The sequence below is a fragment of the Skermanella rosea genome (assembly GCF_016806835.2).
Classification (GTDB): domain Bacteria; phylum Pseudomonadota; class Alphaproteobacteria; order Azospirillales; family Azospirillaceae; genus Skermanella; species Skermanella rosea.
On the sequence record NZ_CP086111.1, the window covers coordinates 844,117 to 859,894 of the forward strand.

Genomic DNA, 15,778 nt, shown 5'->3' on the forward strand with positions numbered 1-15,778 from the left:
AACAAGTGACGGATTGACAAATTCATCACTCGTGAATTAGCGTGGTCTTCAATGTCCCACGGAGGCCAGCCATGACGCGTTCCAGCAGGTCCAGTACCTCCACCGCCTTTTCCCCGCTCGCCCTCTCCCCGCTCTCCTTTCTTCCGGCCACCCGCCGCATCCCGGCGACCCTCCCCCTCATGGCGTTGGCGCTCGCGCTCGCCGCCTGCACCCCGTCGCAGTCGGCCGAAGAGGCGCCGGCCGATCCCCGGACCGGTCCCCAACTGGTCCGCGTCGCGGCGGTGCAGCCCGCCGGCCCCGCCGTCCGCGGCTTCACGGGCACCGTCTCCGCCCGCATCCAGAGCAACCTGGGCTTCCGCGTGCCGGGCAAGATCGTCGAGCGGCTGGTCGATGCCGGCCAGGTGGTCCGGTCCGGCCAGCCGCTCATGCGGATCGACCGCACCGGGTACGAGCACGCCATCGCGGCGCAGCTCGGCAACGTCGCGGCGGCGAAGGCGCGGCTGATCCAGGCCGCCGCCGACGAGACCCGGCTGCGCGGGCTGGTGGCGTCCGGCGCCGTCTCCACCGCGGCCTACGACCAGGCGAAGGCCGCGGCCGACAGCGCGCGGGCGTTGCTGGCCGCCGCCGAGGCGACCCTGAAGATTGCGCGGGACGAGGCCGACTACGCGACCCTGGTCGCCGATGCCGACGGCACGGTGGTGGAAACCCTGGGCGAGCCCGGGCAGGTCGTCGGCGCAGGGCAGCCCGTCGTCCGGCTGGCCCATGCCGGCCCGCGGGAGGCGGCGGTCAGCCTGCCGGAAACCCTGCGCCCCGCCCTCGGCTCCGCCGCGCGGGCAAGCCTCTACGGCAGCGGCGCGGAGTGGCCGGCCCGCCTGCGCTTGCTCTCGGATGCCGCCGATCCCGTCACCCGGACCTTTGACGCCCGGTACGTCCTCGACGGCGAGGCGGCGCGGGCGCCGCTGGGCGCCACCGTCACGGTATACCTGGAAGGGGCCGCAGCACCTGCCGCCGGCACGGTCCCGCTCGGCGCCGTCGCCGACCGGGGCGACGGGCCGGGCGTCTGGGTGCTAGACCCCGGCTCCGAGCCCGGCGGGGCGACCGTCTCGTTCCGGCCGGTCCGGATCGGCGCGGTCGGCGGGGAAACCGTCACCCTGGACGGCGGCGTCGGCGTCGGCGAGCGGGTCGTGGCGCTGGGCGGGCGCTTCCTCCACGAAGGGCAGCGCGTCCGCGTCGCCGAGGATCTCGCGGTGCTGCGATGACGGGCTTCAACCTTTCCGCCCTGGCGGTCCGCGAGCGCTCGGTCACCCTGTTCCTGATCGTCGCGATCATCCTTGCCGGGGGCTACGCCTTCGTGAAGCTGGGACGCGCCGAGGACCCCGTCTTCACGATCAAGGTGCTGACGGTTTCGGCGATCTGGCCCGGAGCGACCGCCCGGGAGATGCAGGACCTCGTCGCCGATCCGCTGGAGAAGCGCCTTCAGGAGCTTCGCTGGTACGACCGCGTCGAGACCTTCACCCGTCCCGGCCTGGCCTTCATGACGGTCACGCTGAGGGACGACACGCCTCCGTCCGAGGTGCCGGCCGAATTCTACCAGGCCCGCAAAAAGCTGGACGACGAGGCCCGCAACCTTCCGCAGGGCGTCCTGGGGCCCTTCGTCAACGACGAGTTCTCGGACGTGACGTTCGCCCTCTTCGCGGTCCAGGCGCCCGACATGCCGCCGCGGCTGCTGACGCGGGAGGCCGAACGGCTCCGCCAGCGGCTTCTGCAAGTGGCGGGGGTCAAGAAGGTGAACATCCTGGGCGAGCGTCCGGAACGGATCTTCGTCGAGTTCTCCCACGCGAGGCTGGCGACCCTCGGCATCGGGGCCAGGGACATCTTCGACGCGCTCCAGCGCCGGAACGCGGTCACGCCGGCCGGATCGATCGAGACCGACGGGCCGCAGGTCTTCGTCCGGCTCGACGGCGCCTACGACGACCTGCAGGAGATCCGCGACACGCCGATCGTCTCCGGCGGGCGCGTGCTGAAGCTGTCCGACATCGCCTCGGTCGAGCGCGGCTACGAGGACCCGGCCACCTTCCTGATCCGCCACGGCGGCGAGCCGGCCCTGATGCTCGGCGTCGTCATGCAGGACGGCTGGAACGGCCTGGAACTGGGCGCGGCGCTGGAGTCGGAGCGGGCGCGGATCTCGGCGGAGCTGCCGGCCGGCCTCGCGCTCACGAAGATCACGGACCAGGCGGTCAATATCCGCGAGTCCGTGGACGAGTTCATGCTCAAGTTCTTCGCGGCGCTGGGCGTGGTCATGGCGGTCAGCCTCGCCAGCCTGGGGTGGCGGGTCGGCATCGTGGTCGCGGCGGCGGTGCCGCTGACGCTGGCGATCGTCTTCGTGGTCATGCTCGACACCGGGCGGGCGTTCGACCGGATCACGCTGGGCGCCCTGATCGTGGCGCTCGGCCTGCTGGTGGACGACGCGATCATCGCGATCGAGATGATGGTGGTGAAGCTGGAGGAGGGCTTCGAGCGCGCCAAGGCCGCCGCCTATGCCTGGAGCCATACCGCCGCCCCCATGCTGTCGGGCACGCTCATCACCGTCATCGGCTTCACGCCGGTCGGGTTCGCCAGGTCGACCGCGGGCGAGTATGCCGGCAACATCTTCTGGATCGTCGGGTTCGCCCTGGTCGCGTCCTGGTTCGTCGCGGTGATCTTCACCCCCTATCTCGGGGTCAGGCTGCTGCCCGACATCAAGCCGGTTCCGGGCGGGCACGCGGCGATCTACGCGACGCCCAACTACCGCCGGCTGCGCCGGATCGTGGGATGGTCGGTCCGCCGCAAGTTCCCCGTCGCGGGCGCGGTGGTCGGCCTGCTGGTCCTGTCCGGGCTGGGCCTGGGCACGGTCAAGCAGCAGTTCTTCCCGGCCTCCGACCGGCCGGAGGTGCTGGTCGAGGTGCAGATGCCGGAAGGGACCGGCATCGCCGCCACGTCGGCCGCGACGGCCAAGGTCGAGGCCTGGCTGAAGCTCCAGCCGGAGGCGGAGATCGTCACCAGCTACATCGGCCAGGGCGCCGCCCGGTTCTTCCTGTCCTACAGCCCGGAACTGCCCGATCCGTCCTTCGCCAAGCTGGTCGTGCTGACCCCCGACGCGGAGGCGCGCGACCGCCTCAAGCTCCGCCTGCGCCAGCGGATCGCGGAGGGGCTGGCCCCGGAGGCGCGGCTGCGGGTGACCCAGCTGGTGTTCGGCCCCTATTCCCGCTTCATGGTCAATTTCCGGGTGATGGGTCCCGATCCGGCGCGGCTCCGCGCCATCGCCGACGAGGTCCAGGCGGTGATGCGGGCCAATCCCCACACAAGGCAGGTCAACCAGGACTGGGGCGATCGCGCGCCGACGGTGCATTTCGTCCTGGACCAGGACCGCCTGGGCCTGATCGGCCTGACGCCCCGGGACGTGGGCGAGCAGCTCCGGTTCCTGCTGGCCGGCGTGCCGGTGACCCAGGTCCGGGACGGCATCCGCGCGGTCGAGGTGGTCGCCCGCAGCGCCGGCCCGGAACGCCTGGACCCGTCCAGGCTCGGCGAGCTGACCCTGACCGCGCGCGACGGCCGGCCGGTCCCGCTCTCCCAGGTCGGCCGCGTCGAGATCCGGCCGGAGGACCCGATCCTGAAGCGCCGCGACCGCACGCCCACCATCACCGTCCAGGCCGACATCGACGAGACCCTGCAGCCGCCCGAGGTCTCGCTGGAGATCCTGGAAGCGCTGGCGCCGCTGACGGCGCGGCTGCCCGACGGCTACCGGATCGAGGCGGGCGGCAACATCGAGGACGCGGGCAAGGCCAACGCGGCGCTGCTCCCGCTGTTCCCGGTCATGATCCTGCTGACCCTGCTGGTCCTCGTCGTGCAGACCCGGTCGCTGTCGGCGACCGCCATGGTGTTCCTGACGGCGCCGCTGGGGCTGGTCGGCGCCGTGCCGGCCCTGCTGCTGTTCCAGCAGCCCTTCGGCTTCAACGCGATCCTGGGGCTGATCGGGCTGTCCGGCATCCTGATGCGCAACACGCTGATCCTGATCGGCCAGATCCACGCCAACCAGCGGGACGGGCAGGATCCCTACACCGCCGTGGTCGAGGCGACCGTCCAGCGCGCCCGGCCGGTGATCCTGACGGCGCTGGCCGCCGTGCTGGCCTTCATCCCGCTGACCACCTCGGTCTTCTGGGGCTCGATGGCCTATACCCTGATCGGCGGCACGGCGGCCGGCACGGTGCTGACCCTGGTGTTCCTGCCGACCCTCTACGCGATCTGGTTCCGGGTCCGCGCCGGCGAGGCTCCCGCCGCGCCGCGGGCGACGCCGGATGACCTCATCCCGGGGTTGACGGTCTCCGGCTCGCGCCATAGCGTCGTCTGACAAGCCGCGACAAGAAGGCGGCGGAGGGGGAAAGAGCATGCATATCCTTATCATCGGCGCGGCCGGCATGGTCGGCCGCAAACTGGCCGGGCGCCTGGCGGTTGACGGCCAACTCGGGGGGAAGGGCGTGGACGTCTTGACCCTGGCCGACATGGTCGAGGCCGAGGCGCCGGCCGGCTTCACGGGCGAGGTTCGTAAGGTCGCCCTCGACATCTCCAAACCGGGCGAGGTGGAAAAGCTGGTCGCCGCGCGGCCGGACGTGATCTTCCACCTCGCGGCCATCGTCTCCGGCGAGGCGGAGGCGGATTTCGAGAAGGGCTACGCGATCAACCTGGACGGAACGCGCTTCCTGTTCGAGGCGATCCGGCTCGAATCCGCCCGGGAGCCTTACAAGCCGCGCGTCGTCTTCTCCTCCTCCATCGCGGTGTTCGGGGCGCCGTTCCCGGAGAAGATCGGCGACGAGTTCTTCACCACGCCGCTGACCAGCTACGGCACCCAGAAGGCCATGGGGGAGCTGCTGCTGGCGGATTATTCGCGGCGCGGTTTCTTCGACGGCATCGGCATCCGGCTGCCGACCATCTGCATCCGTCCGGGCAAGCCGAACAAGGCGGCGTCGGGCTTCTTCTCCAACATCCTGCGCGAACCCTTGGCCGGGCAGGAGGCCGTGCTGCCGGTCGGCGAGGATGTCCGGCACTGGCACGCCAGCCCGCGCTCCGCGGTCGGGTTCCTGCTGCACGCCGCGACCATGGACCTGGAGCGGCTGGGCTGGCGCCGCAACCTGTCGATGCCCGGCCTGTCGGCGACGGTGGGGGAGCAGATCGAGGCGCTGCGCCGGGTCGCCGGCGACAAGGCCGTGAAGCTGATCCGGCACGAGCCCGATCCCTTCATCATGAAGATCGTGGCAGGCTGGTCGCGCGACTTCGATACCAGCCGGGCGGAATCCCTGGGTTTCACGGCGGAGAAGAATTTCGACGAGATCATCCGGGTCCATGTCGAGGACGAACTGGGTGGGAAACTGCCGACTTATTCCTGAAACGGGTCGAAGTGGCCGCGGGTCGGTTCGATCTTCGGGCTTGACGGTTTGAAGCTCCCGCCGTAGCGTTCCCTGCAAGCCGCGATCAGACGGCTGTCGTGGGGAGCGTTCCGGTGTGGCTGTCTTGATTCCAGGGTCTTCGACCGCATGGTCCGGCCTGTCGGCCAGCGAAAGGGCCGTGCTGGACCTGCTGTTCTGGTCCCCGGGCCTGTCCCGCGACACGATCTCGACGCGCGCCGCCTTCTCCAAGACCCGCACCAACGCCATCGTCGCGGGCCTGATCGAGCAGGGCCTGGTCGAGGAGATCGGCCTTCAGGAATCGACCGGCGGCCGGCGCGCCGAGACGATCCGCATCAACCGCGGGCTGGGCGTGCTGCTGGGCGTCGATCTCGACGCCACCCGGTTCGACGTCGCCGTCTTCACCCCCGACCTCCACCTGCTGGCCCGCGACGGCGAGGAGATCGACGTGCGCCGGGGTCCCGGGCTGGTGCTGTCCCATGTCCGGGCGCGGATGCGCGGCCTGCTGGCGCGCTGCGGCGCCACGGCCGACCAAGTGCTCGGCATCGGCATCGGCGTTCCCGGCCCGGTGAATTTCGACACCGCCGAACTGGTGGCCCCGCCGCTGATGCCGGAATGGGACAGCTTCTCGATCCGCGCCGACCTGCGCGCCGACTATGCGGCGCCGATCTTCGTGGACAACGACGTGAACCTGATGGCCCTGGGCGAGCTGTGGCACCTCCGCCGCCGGCTGCAGGACTTCCTGGTCATCAAGGTCAGCACCGGCATCGGCTGCGGCATCGTCTGCCACGGGCAGGTCTATCGCGGGGCCAACGGCTCGGCCGGCGATGTCGGGCATATCTGCGTGGACACCCACGGCCCGCGCTGCCACTGCGGCAATATCGGCTGCGTCGAGGCCATGGCCGCCGGACCCGCCATCGCCCGCATGGGGGCGGAGGCGGCCCAGGCCGGCGAAAGCCCCGTGCTGGCCGACATGCTCGCGGCCAAGGGGGCAATCGATCTGGGCGACGTGGCCCAGGCCAGCCGCGCCGGCGACGCCGCGTCCAATATGATCATCCAGCGCGCCGGGGCGAGGATCGGGCAGATGCTGGCCTCCGTGGTCAATTTCTTCAACCCGTCCCACGTCTTCATCGGCGGGGAGGGGGCACGCATCGGGCCGCTGTTCCTGGCCTCCGTGCGGCAGAGCGTCTACCAGCGCTCCCTGCCGCTCTCCACCCGCAACCTCCAGATCCAGTACACCCCGCTCGGCGAGCAGGCCGGGCTGATCGGCGCCGGCGTCCTGGCGATGCAGGAGGCCATGAGGGACAGGGCCCGGAATGGGGCGCGGGGAAACCTGCTGGAACCCAGCCAGCTTGAGAGTGCCGGCCCATGAGCATCGCCGTCCGGTTCGATGGAATCGTGAAGGAGTTCGGCTCCGTGCGCGTGCTGCACGGCGTCGGCTTCGAGCTGGCGCCCGGCCGGGTCTACGGCCTGCTGGGCGAGAACGGCGCCGGCAAGTCCACGCTGATGAAGATCCTCAGCGGCTACGAGCAGCCGACCGGCGGCACCGTCCATGTGGACGGCCAGCCCCGGACCTTCCGCAGCTCCCGCGACGCCGAGGCCGCCGGGATCGTCCTGATCCACCAGGAATTCAACCTGGCCGAGGACCTGACGATCCAGCAGAACATCTTCCTCGGCCATGAGAGGAAGCGCGGCTGGTGGCTGGACGAGGCGGCGATGCGGGCCGACACCGTCCGGGTGCTGGCCCAGGTCGGCCTTGACCGCGACCCCGACACGCCGGTCCGGCAGCTGATCGTGGCGGAGAAGCAGCTGGTCGAGATCGCCAAGGCGCTCGCCCGCAACGCCCGCCTGCTGATCATGGACGAGCCGACCGCCTCCCTGACTCCGGGGGAGACGGAGGCGCTGTTCGCCCTGATGGCCAAGCTCCACGGCGAAGGCGTCACCATCGTCTATATCTCCCACAAGCTGGACGAGGTGGAGCGCACCACCGACGAGGTGATCGTGATGCGCGACGGCCGCTTCGTCACCCGGCAGGCCACCCGCGACGTGACCCGCCACCAGATGGCCAACCTGATGGTCGGGCGGGAGCTGTCCGACCTCTACCCGCCCAAGGACCCGGCGCCCGCCGGCAAGCCGCCGCTGCTGAGCGTGCGCGGGCTGAACGTGCCCGGCTGGGCTTCGGGTATCGGCTTCGAGGTTCAACCCGGCGAGATCCTGGGGTTCGCCGGGCTGGTCGGCGCCGGCCGGACCGAGCTGTTCGAGGGACTGCTGGGCCTGCGCCCGCACGACGTGGAGCGGATCGAGCTGGACGGCCGGGAGATCCGCATCCGCAACCCGCGCGACGCGGTGGACCAGGGCCTGACCTACCTGAGCGAGGACCGCAAGGGGAAGGGCCTCCATGTCGGGTTCGGCCTGAGCGAGAACCTGACCATGATGGCGCTGGAGCACTACGCGAAGCCCTGGCTCCGCCCCCGCGAGGAGCGCCGCGCGCTGGAGACGGCTGTGAAGGATTTCGGCATCCGCACCGGATCGCTGGACGTCCGCGCCGCCTCCCTGTCGGGCGGCAACCAGCAGAAGCTGGCGCTCGCCAAGGTTCTCCACCCCCGGCCCAAGGTGGTCGTCCTGGACGAGCCGACCCGCGGCGTCGATGTCGGCGCCAAGCGGGACATCTATTTCCTGATCCAGCGGCTGGCGCGCGAAGGGCGCGGCGTCGTCGTGGTCTCGTCGGAGCTGATGGAACTGGTCGGCCTGTGCCACCGCGTCGCGGTGATGCGCGCGGGCCGCATCCAGGCCGTCGTCGACGCGCAACATCTGACCGAAGAGGAGCTGATCTCCCATGCGACGGGAACGAAGCAGTGAGGGGGCGGCGTGGTAGAGCGGCAAGCTGAACCCCGGACGGTGCCCCGGTTCCAGCAGGTGCGGTCGCTGGGCTCGTGGCTGCACGGCGTCGGGCCGATCGCGGGGCTGGTGCTGCTGTGTGTCGTCGGCACCCTGCTGAACGGCGATTTCGCCTCGCTCGACAACGCGACGAACGTGCTGACCCGTACCGCCTTCATCGGCATCATCGCGGTCGGCATGTGCTTCGTCATCATCTCGGGCGGCATCGACCTGTCGGTCGGCTCCATGGCGGCGCTGATCGCCGGCCTGGTCATCCTGCTGATGAACACGCTGGCCGGGTGGATCGCCCAGCCGGTGCTGGTGGTCGCCGCCGGCATGGTCTGCTCGGTCCTGCTGGGCGCCGCATTCGGCCTGATCCACGGGCTGCTGATCACCCGCGGCCGGATCGAGCCCTTCATCGTCACGCTGGGCACGCTCGGCATCTTCCGGGCCTACCTGACCTACTTCTCCAACGGCGGCGCCATCACCCTCGACTACGAGCTGTCGGACGTCTACAGCCCGGTCTACTACGCGACCCTGGCCGGCCTCCCGGTTCCCGTCTGGGTGTTCCTGCTGGTGGCGGTCGCGGGCGGCCTGATCCTGAACCGGACCGCCTACGGGCGCTACGTCCAGGCGATCGGCTCCAACGAGCAGGTGGCGCGCTACGCCGCGGTGAACGTCGACCGGATCAAGGTGCTGACCTACGCGCTGCTGGGCGCCTGCGTCGGCATCGCGACGCTGCTCTACGTGCCCCGGCTGGGCTCGTCCTCGCCGACCACCGGCCTGCTGTGGGAGCTGGAGGCGATCGCCGCGGTGATCGTCGGCGGCACCGCGCTGAAGGGCGGGTCGGGCAGCATCGTCGGGACCGTCGTCGGCGCCATCCTGCTGTCGGTCATCAGCAACATCCTGAACCTGACCAGCGTCATCAGCGTCTACCTGAACGCGGCGGTCCAGGGCTTCGTGATCATCATCGTGGCGTTCCTGCAAAGGCGGAAATGACCACGCCGGCAAGGCCGGCAAAAGCAAGGGGAGGAAGAGACCATGACGTTGAAGTCCTGCATAGTCGCGATGGCCGCGGCGGCGGTCGCGTTCGGGGCGCCCGCGGCGGCGTTCGCCCAGAACAAGGTCAACCTGGGCGTCGCCATCCCGGCGGCGACCCACAGCTTCACCGCCGGCATCGTCTGGTGGGCCAACGAGGCCAAGAAGGAGCTGGAGGCCAAGCACCCCGACCTGAAGGTCACGATCAAGACGGCGGCCAACGCCGGCGAGCAGGCCAACCAGCTCCAGGACCTGGCGACCGCCAACAGGATCAACGCGCTGGTGATCTTCCCGTTCGAATCGGCGGCGCTGACCCGGCCGGTGGCCCAGGTCAAGAAGCAGGGCGTGTACGTGACCGTGGTCGACCGCGGCCTGACCGACACCAGCGCCCAGGACGCGTACGTGTCCGGCGACAACACAGCCTTCGGCAACGTGCCCGCGGAGTACATCGCCAAGGCGCTGGACGGGAAGGGCAATATCGTGGCCCTGCGCGGCATCGCCACCACGCTCGACAACGAGCGGATGGACGCCTTCAACTCCGTGCTGAAGAACTATCCCGACATCAAGCTGCTGGACGCCCGGTACGCCAACTGGAACCGCGACGACGCCTTCAAGGTGATGCAGGACTACCTGACCCGCTTCAAGCAGATCGACGCGGTGTGGGCCGCCGACGACGACATGGCGGTCGGCGTGCTGAGGGCGATCGAGCAGGCCAAGCGCGAGGACATCAAGATCGTGTTCGGCGGCGCCGGGGCCAAGGGCATGATCAAGACCCTGATCGACGGCGCCGACCCGCGCATCCAGGCCAACGTCTCCTACTCGCCGAAATTCATCTACGAGGCGATCAAAATGACGGCCGAGGCCCGCCTGAAGGGCGAGGCGCTGCCGGCAACCACCATCGTGCCCTCGGTGCTGATCACCAAGGACAACGCGAAGGACTTCTACTTCCCCGACAGCCCGTTCTGAGGAACCCCGGGGCGGACCCGGCCGGGCCCGCCCCATTCCCCGACGACCGTATCTTCTACCACTGGTAGCGGATGCGACCGAGCAGCGCGTAGGCCTGCTGGCCGTCGCGCAGCTCGGCCGCCCCGCCCAGGTTCAGGGCCGGCCCCATGGGCAGCTCGGCCGAGACGCCGGCGGCGAGGATCACGGCGTTGCGCGGCTGCTCGTTGCCCTCGACCGCGAAGCTGCCGCCGGTCGCCCCGGCGAAGCGCGAGGTGATGGTGGCGTCCGGCTGCACCAGGTCATAGCCCCAGCGGACCTCGAGCGACGGCGTGACGGTCCCCAGCGTCTCGGTCCGGAACGGGGCGGACGCCGCGACGCCGAGGGTGGCGGTCAGGGCGTTCTCCGCCTTGCCGGAGACGGCCAGTTCCGCCCCGGTGGCGCCGTTCTCGGTATAGCTGTCCTGGACGAAGCGGGTCCAGGACAGCCCGGCGGCGGGCTTGATCTCGAAACCCTCGATGTCGTAGGTGCGGCCTCCCTCGACCGCGGCGGACAGCTCGGTCCCGCCGAAGTCCGACGTGGCGACCCCCGGGCTGGCCACGAAGGCGATCCGCCGCGCCCCGTGATAGTCGTTCTGGGCGATCCCGACCTGGACGTTCAGGTCGGTCCGTCCCCAGGTCTGGCTGCCGTAGAGGCCGAGCTGATAGCTGCTGACGTCGCCGTCGGTGCCTGCCCGCTCATGCAGGACGACCGTGCGGGAGAACCCGGCCGACACGCCGACCACGGTGCCCGGCGCCACCTCGGCGTCGGCCCCGAACTGCATGCCGCCGCCCCGCCAGTCGAAACCGTTGTCGGTTCCGGCGTCGCCGTCCGCCCGTCCATAGAGGCCGAAGCCGCGGCCCCAGACCCCGCCGCGGGAGCTTCCCGCGACCGCATCGGCGGGTGCGGCCGCCAACTCGGCCGGATTGCCGGCGAAGGCGAACTGCGGGCCGGGAGCGTTCGCGTCCCCGGCGCTCCTCACGGCGCCCAACCGCTGCCCGACCGCGTCCCGGAACCGGGACGACGCGCCGGTGGCGATGGTGCTGAAGGCGTTGGAGGCGTCGGGCGCCATCTGGTCGAACGCGCCGGCCGCCTGGGCGGCGTCCAACTGGTTGAGCCGGGCCAGGGCCGTCTTGAAGTTCCCGGTGGCGCTGCCCTGCGACTGGTCCAGCGCGCGGGCGACGGCGGTGCCGGCCGCGCCGCTGGCGACCGACTGGTAAGTCGTCGCGTTGCGCACGACGGTGACCTGCACGGCATCAGCCCCGTAGCTGACCTCCGGCATCAGGAACAGGCTCGGCAGCGATCCGCTCAGGGTGGCGAAGCGGCCCGTCACGCCCCTGGTGGCGGACAGGACCGTATAGGCGGTATCCTGCGCATAGGTGCCGGACGCCGCCGTCAGCGCCAGGGTGCCGCCGTCCAGCACGGCGGAGCCGGCGGCCTGGAGCAGGTCCGACCGGCCGGCCGCGTCGATGTCCACCGCCACGGTGCCGGTGGAGGCGTTGGTGAAGCCCCCGGTCACGGCCAGCGTTGCGATCGAACCGGTCCCGCTTCCTGGCGATACCGTACCGGCGTTGGCCAGCGTCGCGGTGGCGATCGCCGCCGAGCCGCCCAGGCCGGCGCCGGCGGCGACCGTCACGCGGCCGGTGCTTTCCAGCGATCCGGTCAGCCGAACGGTGCCGGTGTCGATGCGGGTGGTCTCGAACCCGGAGAAGGCGTTGGCGTCGCCGTAGGTCGCCCCGCTTCCGACGGCGAAGACCAGGGCGTCCGACCCGGCGCCGCCGCGGACCGCGCCGGAGAAGCCGCCGCCGCGGACCGTCAGGCTGTCGTTGCCGGCCCCCAGGTCCAGCGCCACCGCGCCGGTCCCCGCACCGGAGATGGTGCCGCTGTTCGTCACGGTGTCGTCGTAGGGGCCGACCAGGGTGATGCCTGCCCCGGCGAGGCCCGCGATCGTGCCCTCGTTGGTGATGGTGGTGGCGCCGTAGGCGCTGCCCGACGCCCCGTCGTCGATCAGGATGCCGCGCGTGGCGCCCGTGATGGTGGCGCCGGCGGCGTTCAGGATGGTGCCGCCGCCGGCCGCGATGCCCTCGCTGCCGTTGGGCCGCCCGCCGCTGTCCACGCCCCCGGCGCCGGTCCCCCGGATCGTGCCGTAGTTGGAGATCGTCGCGATCAGGTCGATATCGACCCCGTCGCCGTCGCCGTTCTGGGAGGCCGTGCCGCTGCTGTTGAAGATGTTGCCGGCGCCGGCATAGTCGCCGGAGATCAGGCCGTAACTGACGACCGTGCCGTTGCCGTCCGATCCGACGCCGGACCCGTTGCGACCGGTGATGGTCCCGCCCGCCAGGTTGGTGACGCTGATGTCATTGTCGGCTGTGATGCCGTGCCGCGCGCCGGAGATCACGCCGGTTGCCTGGTTGGTCACCGTGACGCCCGTCCTGCCACCCGCGTCGATCGCGTCCGAGGTGCCGTTGGCGCCGCCGCTGGTATTGGCGCCGAAGCTTCGGATGGTTCCGGCATTGTCGATGACGGCGTTCAGGCCCGGTCGTAGCGCGTCGTCGTTCAGCGCCTCGATCAGGCCGGTCGCCGTATTGGTGACGGTGAGCGCCACGCCGGCCGTGTTCATGGTGCGGAGGTCCAGCGCCTGCCCCTGCACCGAACTGGTGGTGTCGGTCGGCGCCGCGGCGCGGATCGTGCCGGAATTGGTGATGGCGACCGAGCCGCTGGTGATGTTGGTGTTGATCCGGAACGCGTCGTTCACGTCGGACTGGAACAGCGCGCCGGCGCGGTTGACCAACGAGAAGGTCCGGGCATTGGCGGCGCCGGAGGTGTCGAAGCCGCGGCTGCCGGTGGAGCGGATCGTGCCGACATTGTCGAGCAGGGCGCCGGTCGCGAAGTTGTTCAGCGTGACGGAGGTGCCGGAGGTCTGGAGCGTCCCGGTCGCCTGGACCGTGCCGGTCTGAGTGCCGCTCAGGGTCCTCGACGTGGTGCTGGTGGTGCCGGCGGCGACCGTGAACTGAGCCGAGGCCGGCGTCGCGCCGGTGAGCAGGAGGCCGGCGGCCAGGGGTAGGCCGAGGATCAGGGGGCTGACGCTGGAAAGAAGGATGCGCTTCATGAACTGATGGACTCCGTCGGCTGCGACCGGCCCGCCGGCAGGGAGCGGCGTCCGATGTATTCCGAAGGGCTTAATCCATTCGGTTTTCAGAAATGTGACGGGATTAGGGCAAGTGGAATTTAGTTCGGAAATGCTGAGTGCTTCTAGATGCCGGCGTCCGGCATCGTCGCGGTTCCCGACAGCCTGACGCCCGGCCCGCCGGACTCGTCCGCATCCTGGAAGCTGACGCCGGCACCTTCAAGCGCGCGGCGGATCGCCGCCATGGTCGCCCGCTGCATGTCCCTTTGGCCGCTTACGAATCCGCGCACGGTGCTTCGGCTCACTTCCGCGGCGGCGGCAAGCTCGTCCTGGGTCCAGTCCAACAGCGCGCGCGCGGCGCGGCATTGCTCGGGGGTCAGCGGCATCAGGCGAAGATGGGGATGTGACTTAAAAGGTCAAGATGCGCCATTTTGGTTGATTTGCATGCGGGGGCAACCATGTAGCAGGTGCAGCAGATCCGGATTCGGAGGGGAAAGAACAGTGCCGGCGCATCACACACCGCTTGTCTCGATGATCGCCATCGGCCTTGTCCTAGCCTTCCTCCTGGGGCTTGTCTCTCACCGCCTGCGCGTCTCCCCGCTGGTGGGATACCTGCTGGCCGGGATCATCGTCGGTCCCTTCACGCCGGGCTTCGTCGCCAACCAGGCGCTGGCGAACGAGCTGGCGGAGATCGGCGTGATCCTGCTGATGTTCGCGGTCGGCCTGCATTTCTCGCTCAAGGACCTGCTGTCGGTCAGGGCGGTGGCACTGCCCGGGGCCGTGGTGCAGATCGGCGTCGCGACCCTTCTCGGCATGGCCCTGGCCTGGGCGCTCGGATGGCCGGTCGGGGCGGGGATCGTCTTCGGCCTGGCGCTTTCGGTCGCCAGCACGGTCGTCCTGATCCGCGCCCTGCAGGAGCGGCGCATCATCGACACCGACCGGGGCCGCATCGCGGTCGGCTGGCTGATCGTCGAGGATCTGGCGATGGTCCTGGTGCTCGTCATGCTGCCGGCGCTCGCCGGGGCGCTGAGCGGCGCCGGGGAGACGCCGGACTGGTACGCCATCGCGGTCTCGGCCGGGCTGACCCTGGTGAAGGTCGCCACCTTCGTCGCGATCATGCTGATTGCCGGGCGCCGCGTTGTTCCCTGGATCATGCATTACGCCGCCCACACGGGATCGCGCGAGTTGTTCCGCCTGTCGGTCTATGCGGTCGCCCTGGGGATCGCCTACGGCGCCGCCGCCCTGTTCGGCGTGTCCTTCGCGCTCGGCGCCTTCTTCGCCGGCATGGTTCTGGCGGAGAGCCCGCTGAGCCAGCGGGCGACCGAGGAGGCGCTGCCCCTGCGCGACGCCTTCGCCGTGCTGTTCTTCGTCTCGGTCGGGATGCTGTTCGATCCCGGCGTCCTGGTCCGCTCTCCCTGGTCGGTGCTCGCCACAGTCGCCATCATCGTGATCGGCAAGTCGATCGCCGCCTACTCGATCGTCCGCCTGTTCGGCCGTTCCAACGGGACGGCGCTGACCATCTCCGCCAGCCTGGCGCAGATCGGCGAATTCTCCTTCATCCTGGCCGGCCTGGGCGTCGGCATGGGCGTGCTTCCGCAGGAAGGGCGCGACCTGATCCTGGCCGGCGCCATCATCTCGATCCTGCTGAACCCGCTGATCTTCGCCGCCGTGGACCGGCCGCGGTCCCGCAAGGCGCCGGACCGGACGCTCCTGACCTCCGCCGGGGATAACGCCGTCCCGGCCGCGGACGAGGCCGTCGGGGCGGCCGTGCCCGACGCGGTCGCCGACCTGACGCCGACGAGCCTGACCGGCCACGATGTCCTGGTAGGCTATGGCCGGGTCGGGTCCCTGGTCGGATCCGGCCTGCGCGCTGCCGGGCGTCCGGTCCTGGTGTTCGAGGAACGGGCCGACGAGATCGAGGCGGCGCGCCGCGACGGCGCCGAGGTGGTGGTCGGCAACGCCGCCGATCCCGAGATCCTGGCGACCGCCAACCTGCCGGGCGCCCGTCGGCTGATCGTCACCGTCCCCGAAGCCTTCGAGGCGGGGCAGGTGGTCGAGCAGGCGAGGGCGGCCAATCCCGACCTGGAGATCGTCGCCCGCGCCCACACCGACGCGGCGGTCGAACACCTGACCGACCTCGGCGCCAGCCTGGCGGTCATGGGCGAACGGGAGATCGCCATGCGGATCCTGGAGCGGATCGAGCACGACGATGAAGCCGCCGGAGTCCGTCCCCAGGCCGGCGGAGGACCCGCGGACCCGACTGCGGATTAGCCGGCCCGTCCGCTTCCGCTTGACACAGGCTTTCAATTGGGTGAAG

The 15,778-nt window shown here is 70.4% G+C and carries 10 protein-coding genes; 8 read left to right on the plus strand and 2 right to left on the minus strand.

All coding sequences use genetic code 11. The features are described 5' to 3' along the window. Positions 1 to 71: 71 nt before the first annotated feature. From JL101_RS03950 to JL101_RS03980, 7 genes are all read left to right on the plus strand, one after another. Positions 72 to 1,259: an efflux RND transporter periplasmic adaptor subunit gene (locus tag JL101_RS03950; RefSeq protein WP_228435273.1), complete on the plus strand. Its 1,188-nt coding sequence runs from the start codon at positions 72 to 74 to the stop codon at positions 1,257 to 1,259. Continuing rightward, positions 1,256 to 4,387, plus strand: coding sequence for an efflux RND transporter permease subunit (locus tag JL101_RS03955; protein WP_203098417.1), 3,132 nt, complete (start codon positions 1,256 to 1,258; stop codon positions 4,385 to 4,387). The genes JL101_RS03950 and JL101_RS03955 overlap by 4 nt, the downstream gene beginning before the upstream one ends. A gap of 37 nt (positions 4,388 to 4,424) precedes the next feature. Next, positions 4,425 to 5,420: a D-erythronate dehydrogenase gene (gene denD / locus JL101_RS03960; protein WP_203098416.1), complete on the plus strand. Its 996-nt coding sequence runs from the start codon at positions 4,425 to 4,427 to the stop codon at positions 5,418 to 5,420. A gap of 115 nt (positions 5,421 to 5,535) precedes the next feature. Next, on the plus strand, positions 5,536 to 6,810 hold the full coding sequence (locus tag JL101_RS03965) for an ROK family transcriptional regulator (RefSeq protein WP_228435274.1): 1,275 nt from the start codon (positions 5,536 to 5,538) through the stop codon (positions 6,808 to 6,810). After that, a complete protein-coding gene (locus tag JL101_RS03970) occupies positions 6,807 to 8,297 on the plus strand; it encodes a sugar ABC transporter ATP-binding protein (RefSeq protein ID WP_203098415.1) in 1,491 nt (496 codons plus the stop codon). The genes JL101_RS03965 and JL101_RS03970 overlap by 4 nt, the downstream gene beginning before the upstream one ends. A gap of 9 nt (positions 8,298 to 8,306) precedes the next feature. Further along, on the plus strand, positions 8,307 to 9,314 hold the full coding sequence (locus JL101_RS03975) for an ABC transporter permease (RefSeq protein ID WP_202681710.1): 1,008 nt from the start codon (positions 8,307 to 8,309) through the stop codon (positions 9,312 to 9,314). Between the two features lie 42 nt (positions 9,315 to 9,356). Then, on the plus strand, positions 9,357 to 10,319 hold the full coding sequence (locus tag JL101_RS03980) for a substrate-binding domain-containing protein (protein WP_203098414.1): 963 nt from the start codon (positions 9,357 to 9,359) through the stop codon (positions 10,317 to 10,319). Between the two features lie 55 nt (positions 10,320 to 10,374). On the opposite strand, the gene JL101_RS03985 is transcribed toward JL101_RS03980, so the two are convergent. Together JL101_RS03985 and JL101_RS03990 are read right to left on the minus strand one after the other, a co-directional pair. Further along, positions 10,375 to 13,443, minus strand: a complete 3,069-nt coding sequence (locus tag JL101_RS03985) for an autotransporter outer membrane beta-barrel domain-containing protein (protein ID WP_203098413.1) — start codon at positions 13,441 to 13,443, stop codon at positions 10,375 to 10,377. 143 nt (positions 13,444 to 13,586) lie between these two features. Then, positions 13,587 to 13,847 carry a helix-turn-helix transcriptional regulator gene (locus tag JL101_RS03990; protein ID WP_203098412.1) on the minus strand — a complete coding sequence of 87 codons (261 nt, stop codon included), beginning with the start codon at positions 13,845 to 13,847 and terminating at the stop codon, positions 13,587 to 13,589. Between the two features lie 115 nt (positions 13,848 to 13,962). On the opposite strand from JL101_RS03990, the gene ybaL reads away from it, so the two are divergent. Next, positions 13,963 to 15,732 (plus strand): YbaL family putative K(+) efflux transporter, encoded by a 1,770-nt coding sequence (gene ybaL / locus JL101_RS03995; RefSeq protein ID WP_228435275.1) that lies wholly within the window; start codon positions 13,963 to 13,965, stop codon positions 15,730 to 15,732. Positions 15,733 to 15,778: the final 46 nt, after the last annotated feature.

Bases quoted from the DNA above. Each gene is read 5' to 3' on its own strand.
- JL101_RS03950 (WP_228435273.1), top strand. From the start codon at position 72: ATGACGCGTTCCAGCAGGTCCAGTACCTCCACCGCCTTTTCCCCGCTC.
- JL101_RS03955 (WP_203098417.1), top strand. From the start codon at position 1,256: ATGACGGGCTTCAACCTTTCCGCCCTGGCGGTCCGCGAGCGCTCGGTC.
- denD (WP_203098416.1), top strand. From the start codon at position 4,425: ATGCATATCCTTATCATCGGCGCGGCCGGCATGGTCGGCCGCAAACTG.
- JL101_RS03970 (WP_203098415.1), top strand. From the start codon at position 6,807: ATGAGCATCGCCGTCCGGTTCGATGGAATCGTGAAGGAGTTCGGCTCC.
- JL101_RS03980 (WP_203098414.1), top strand. From the start codon at position 9,357: ATGACGTTGAAGTCCTGCATAGTCGCGATGGCCGCGGCGGCGGTCGCG.
- JL101_RS03985 (WP_203098413.1), bottom strand. From the start codon at position 13,443: ATGAAGCGCATCCTTCTTTCCAGCGTCAGCCCCCTGATCCTCGGCCTA.
- JL101_RS03990 (WP_203098412.1), bottom strand. From the start codon at position 13,847: ATGCCGCTGACCCCCGAGCAATGCCGCGCCGCGCGCGCGCTGTTGGAC.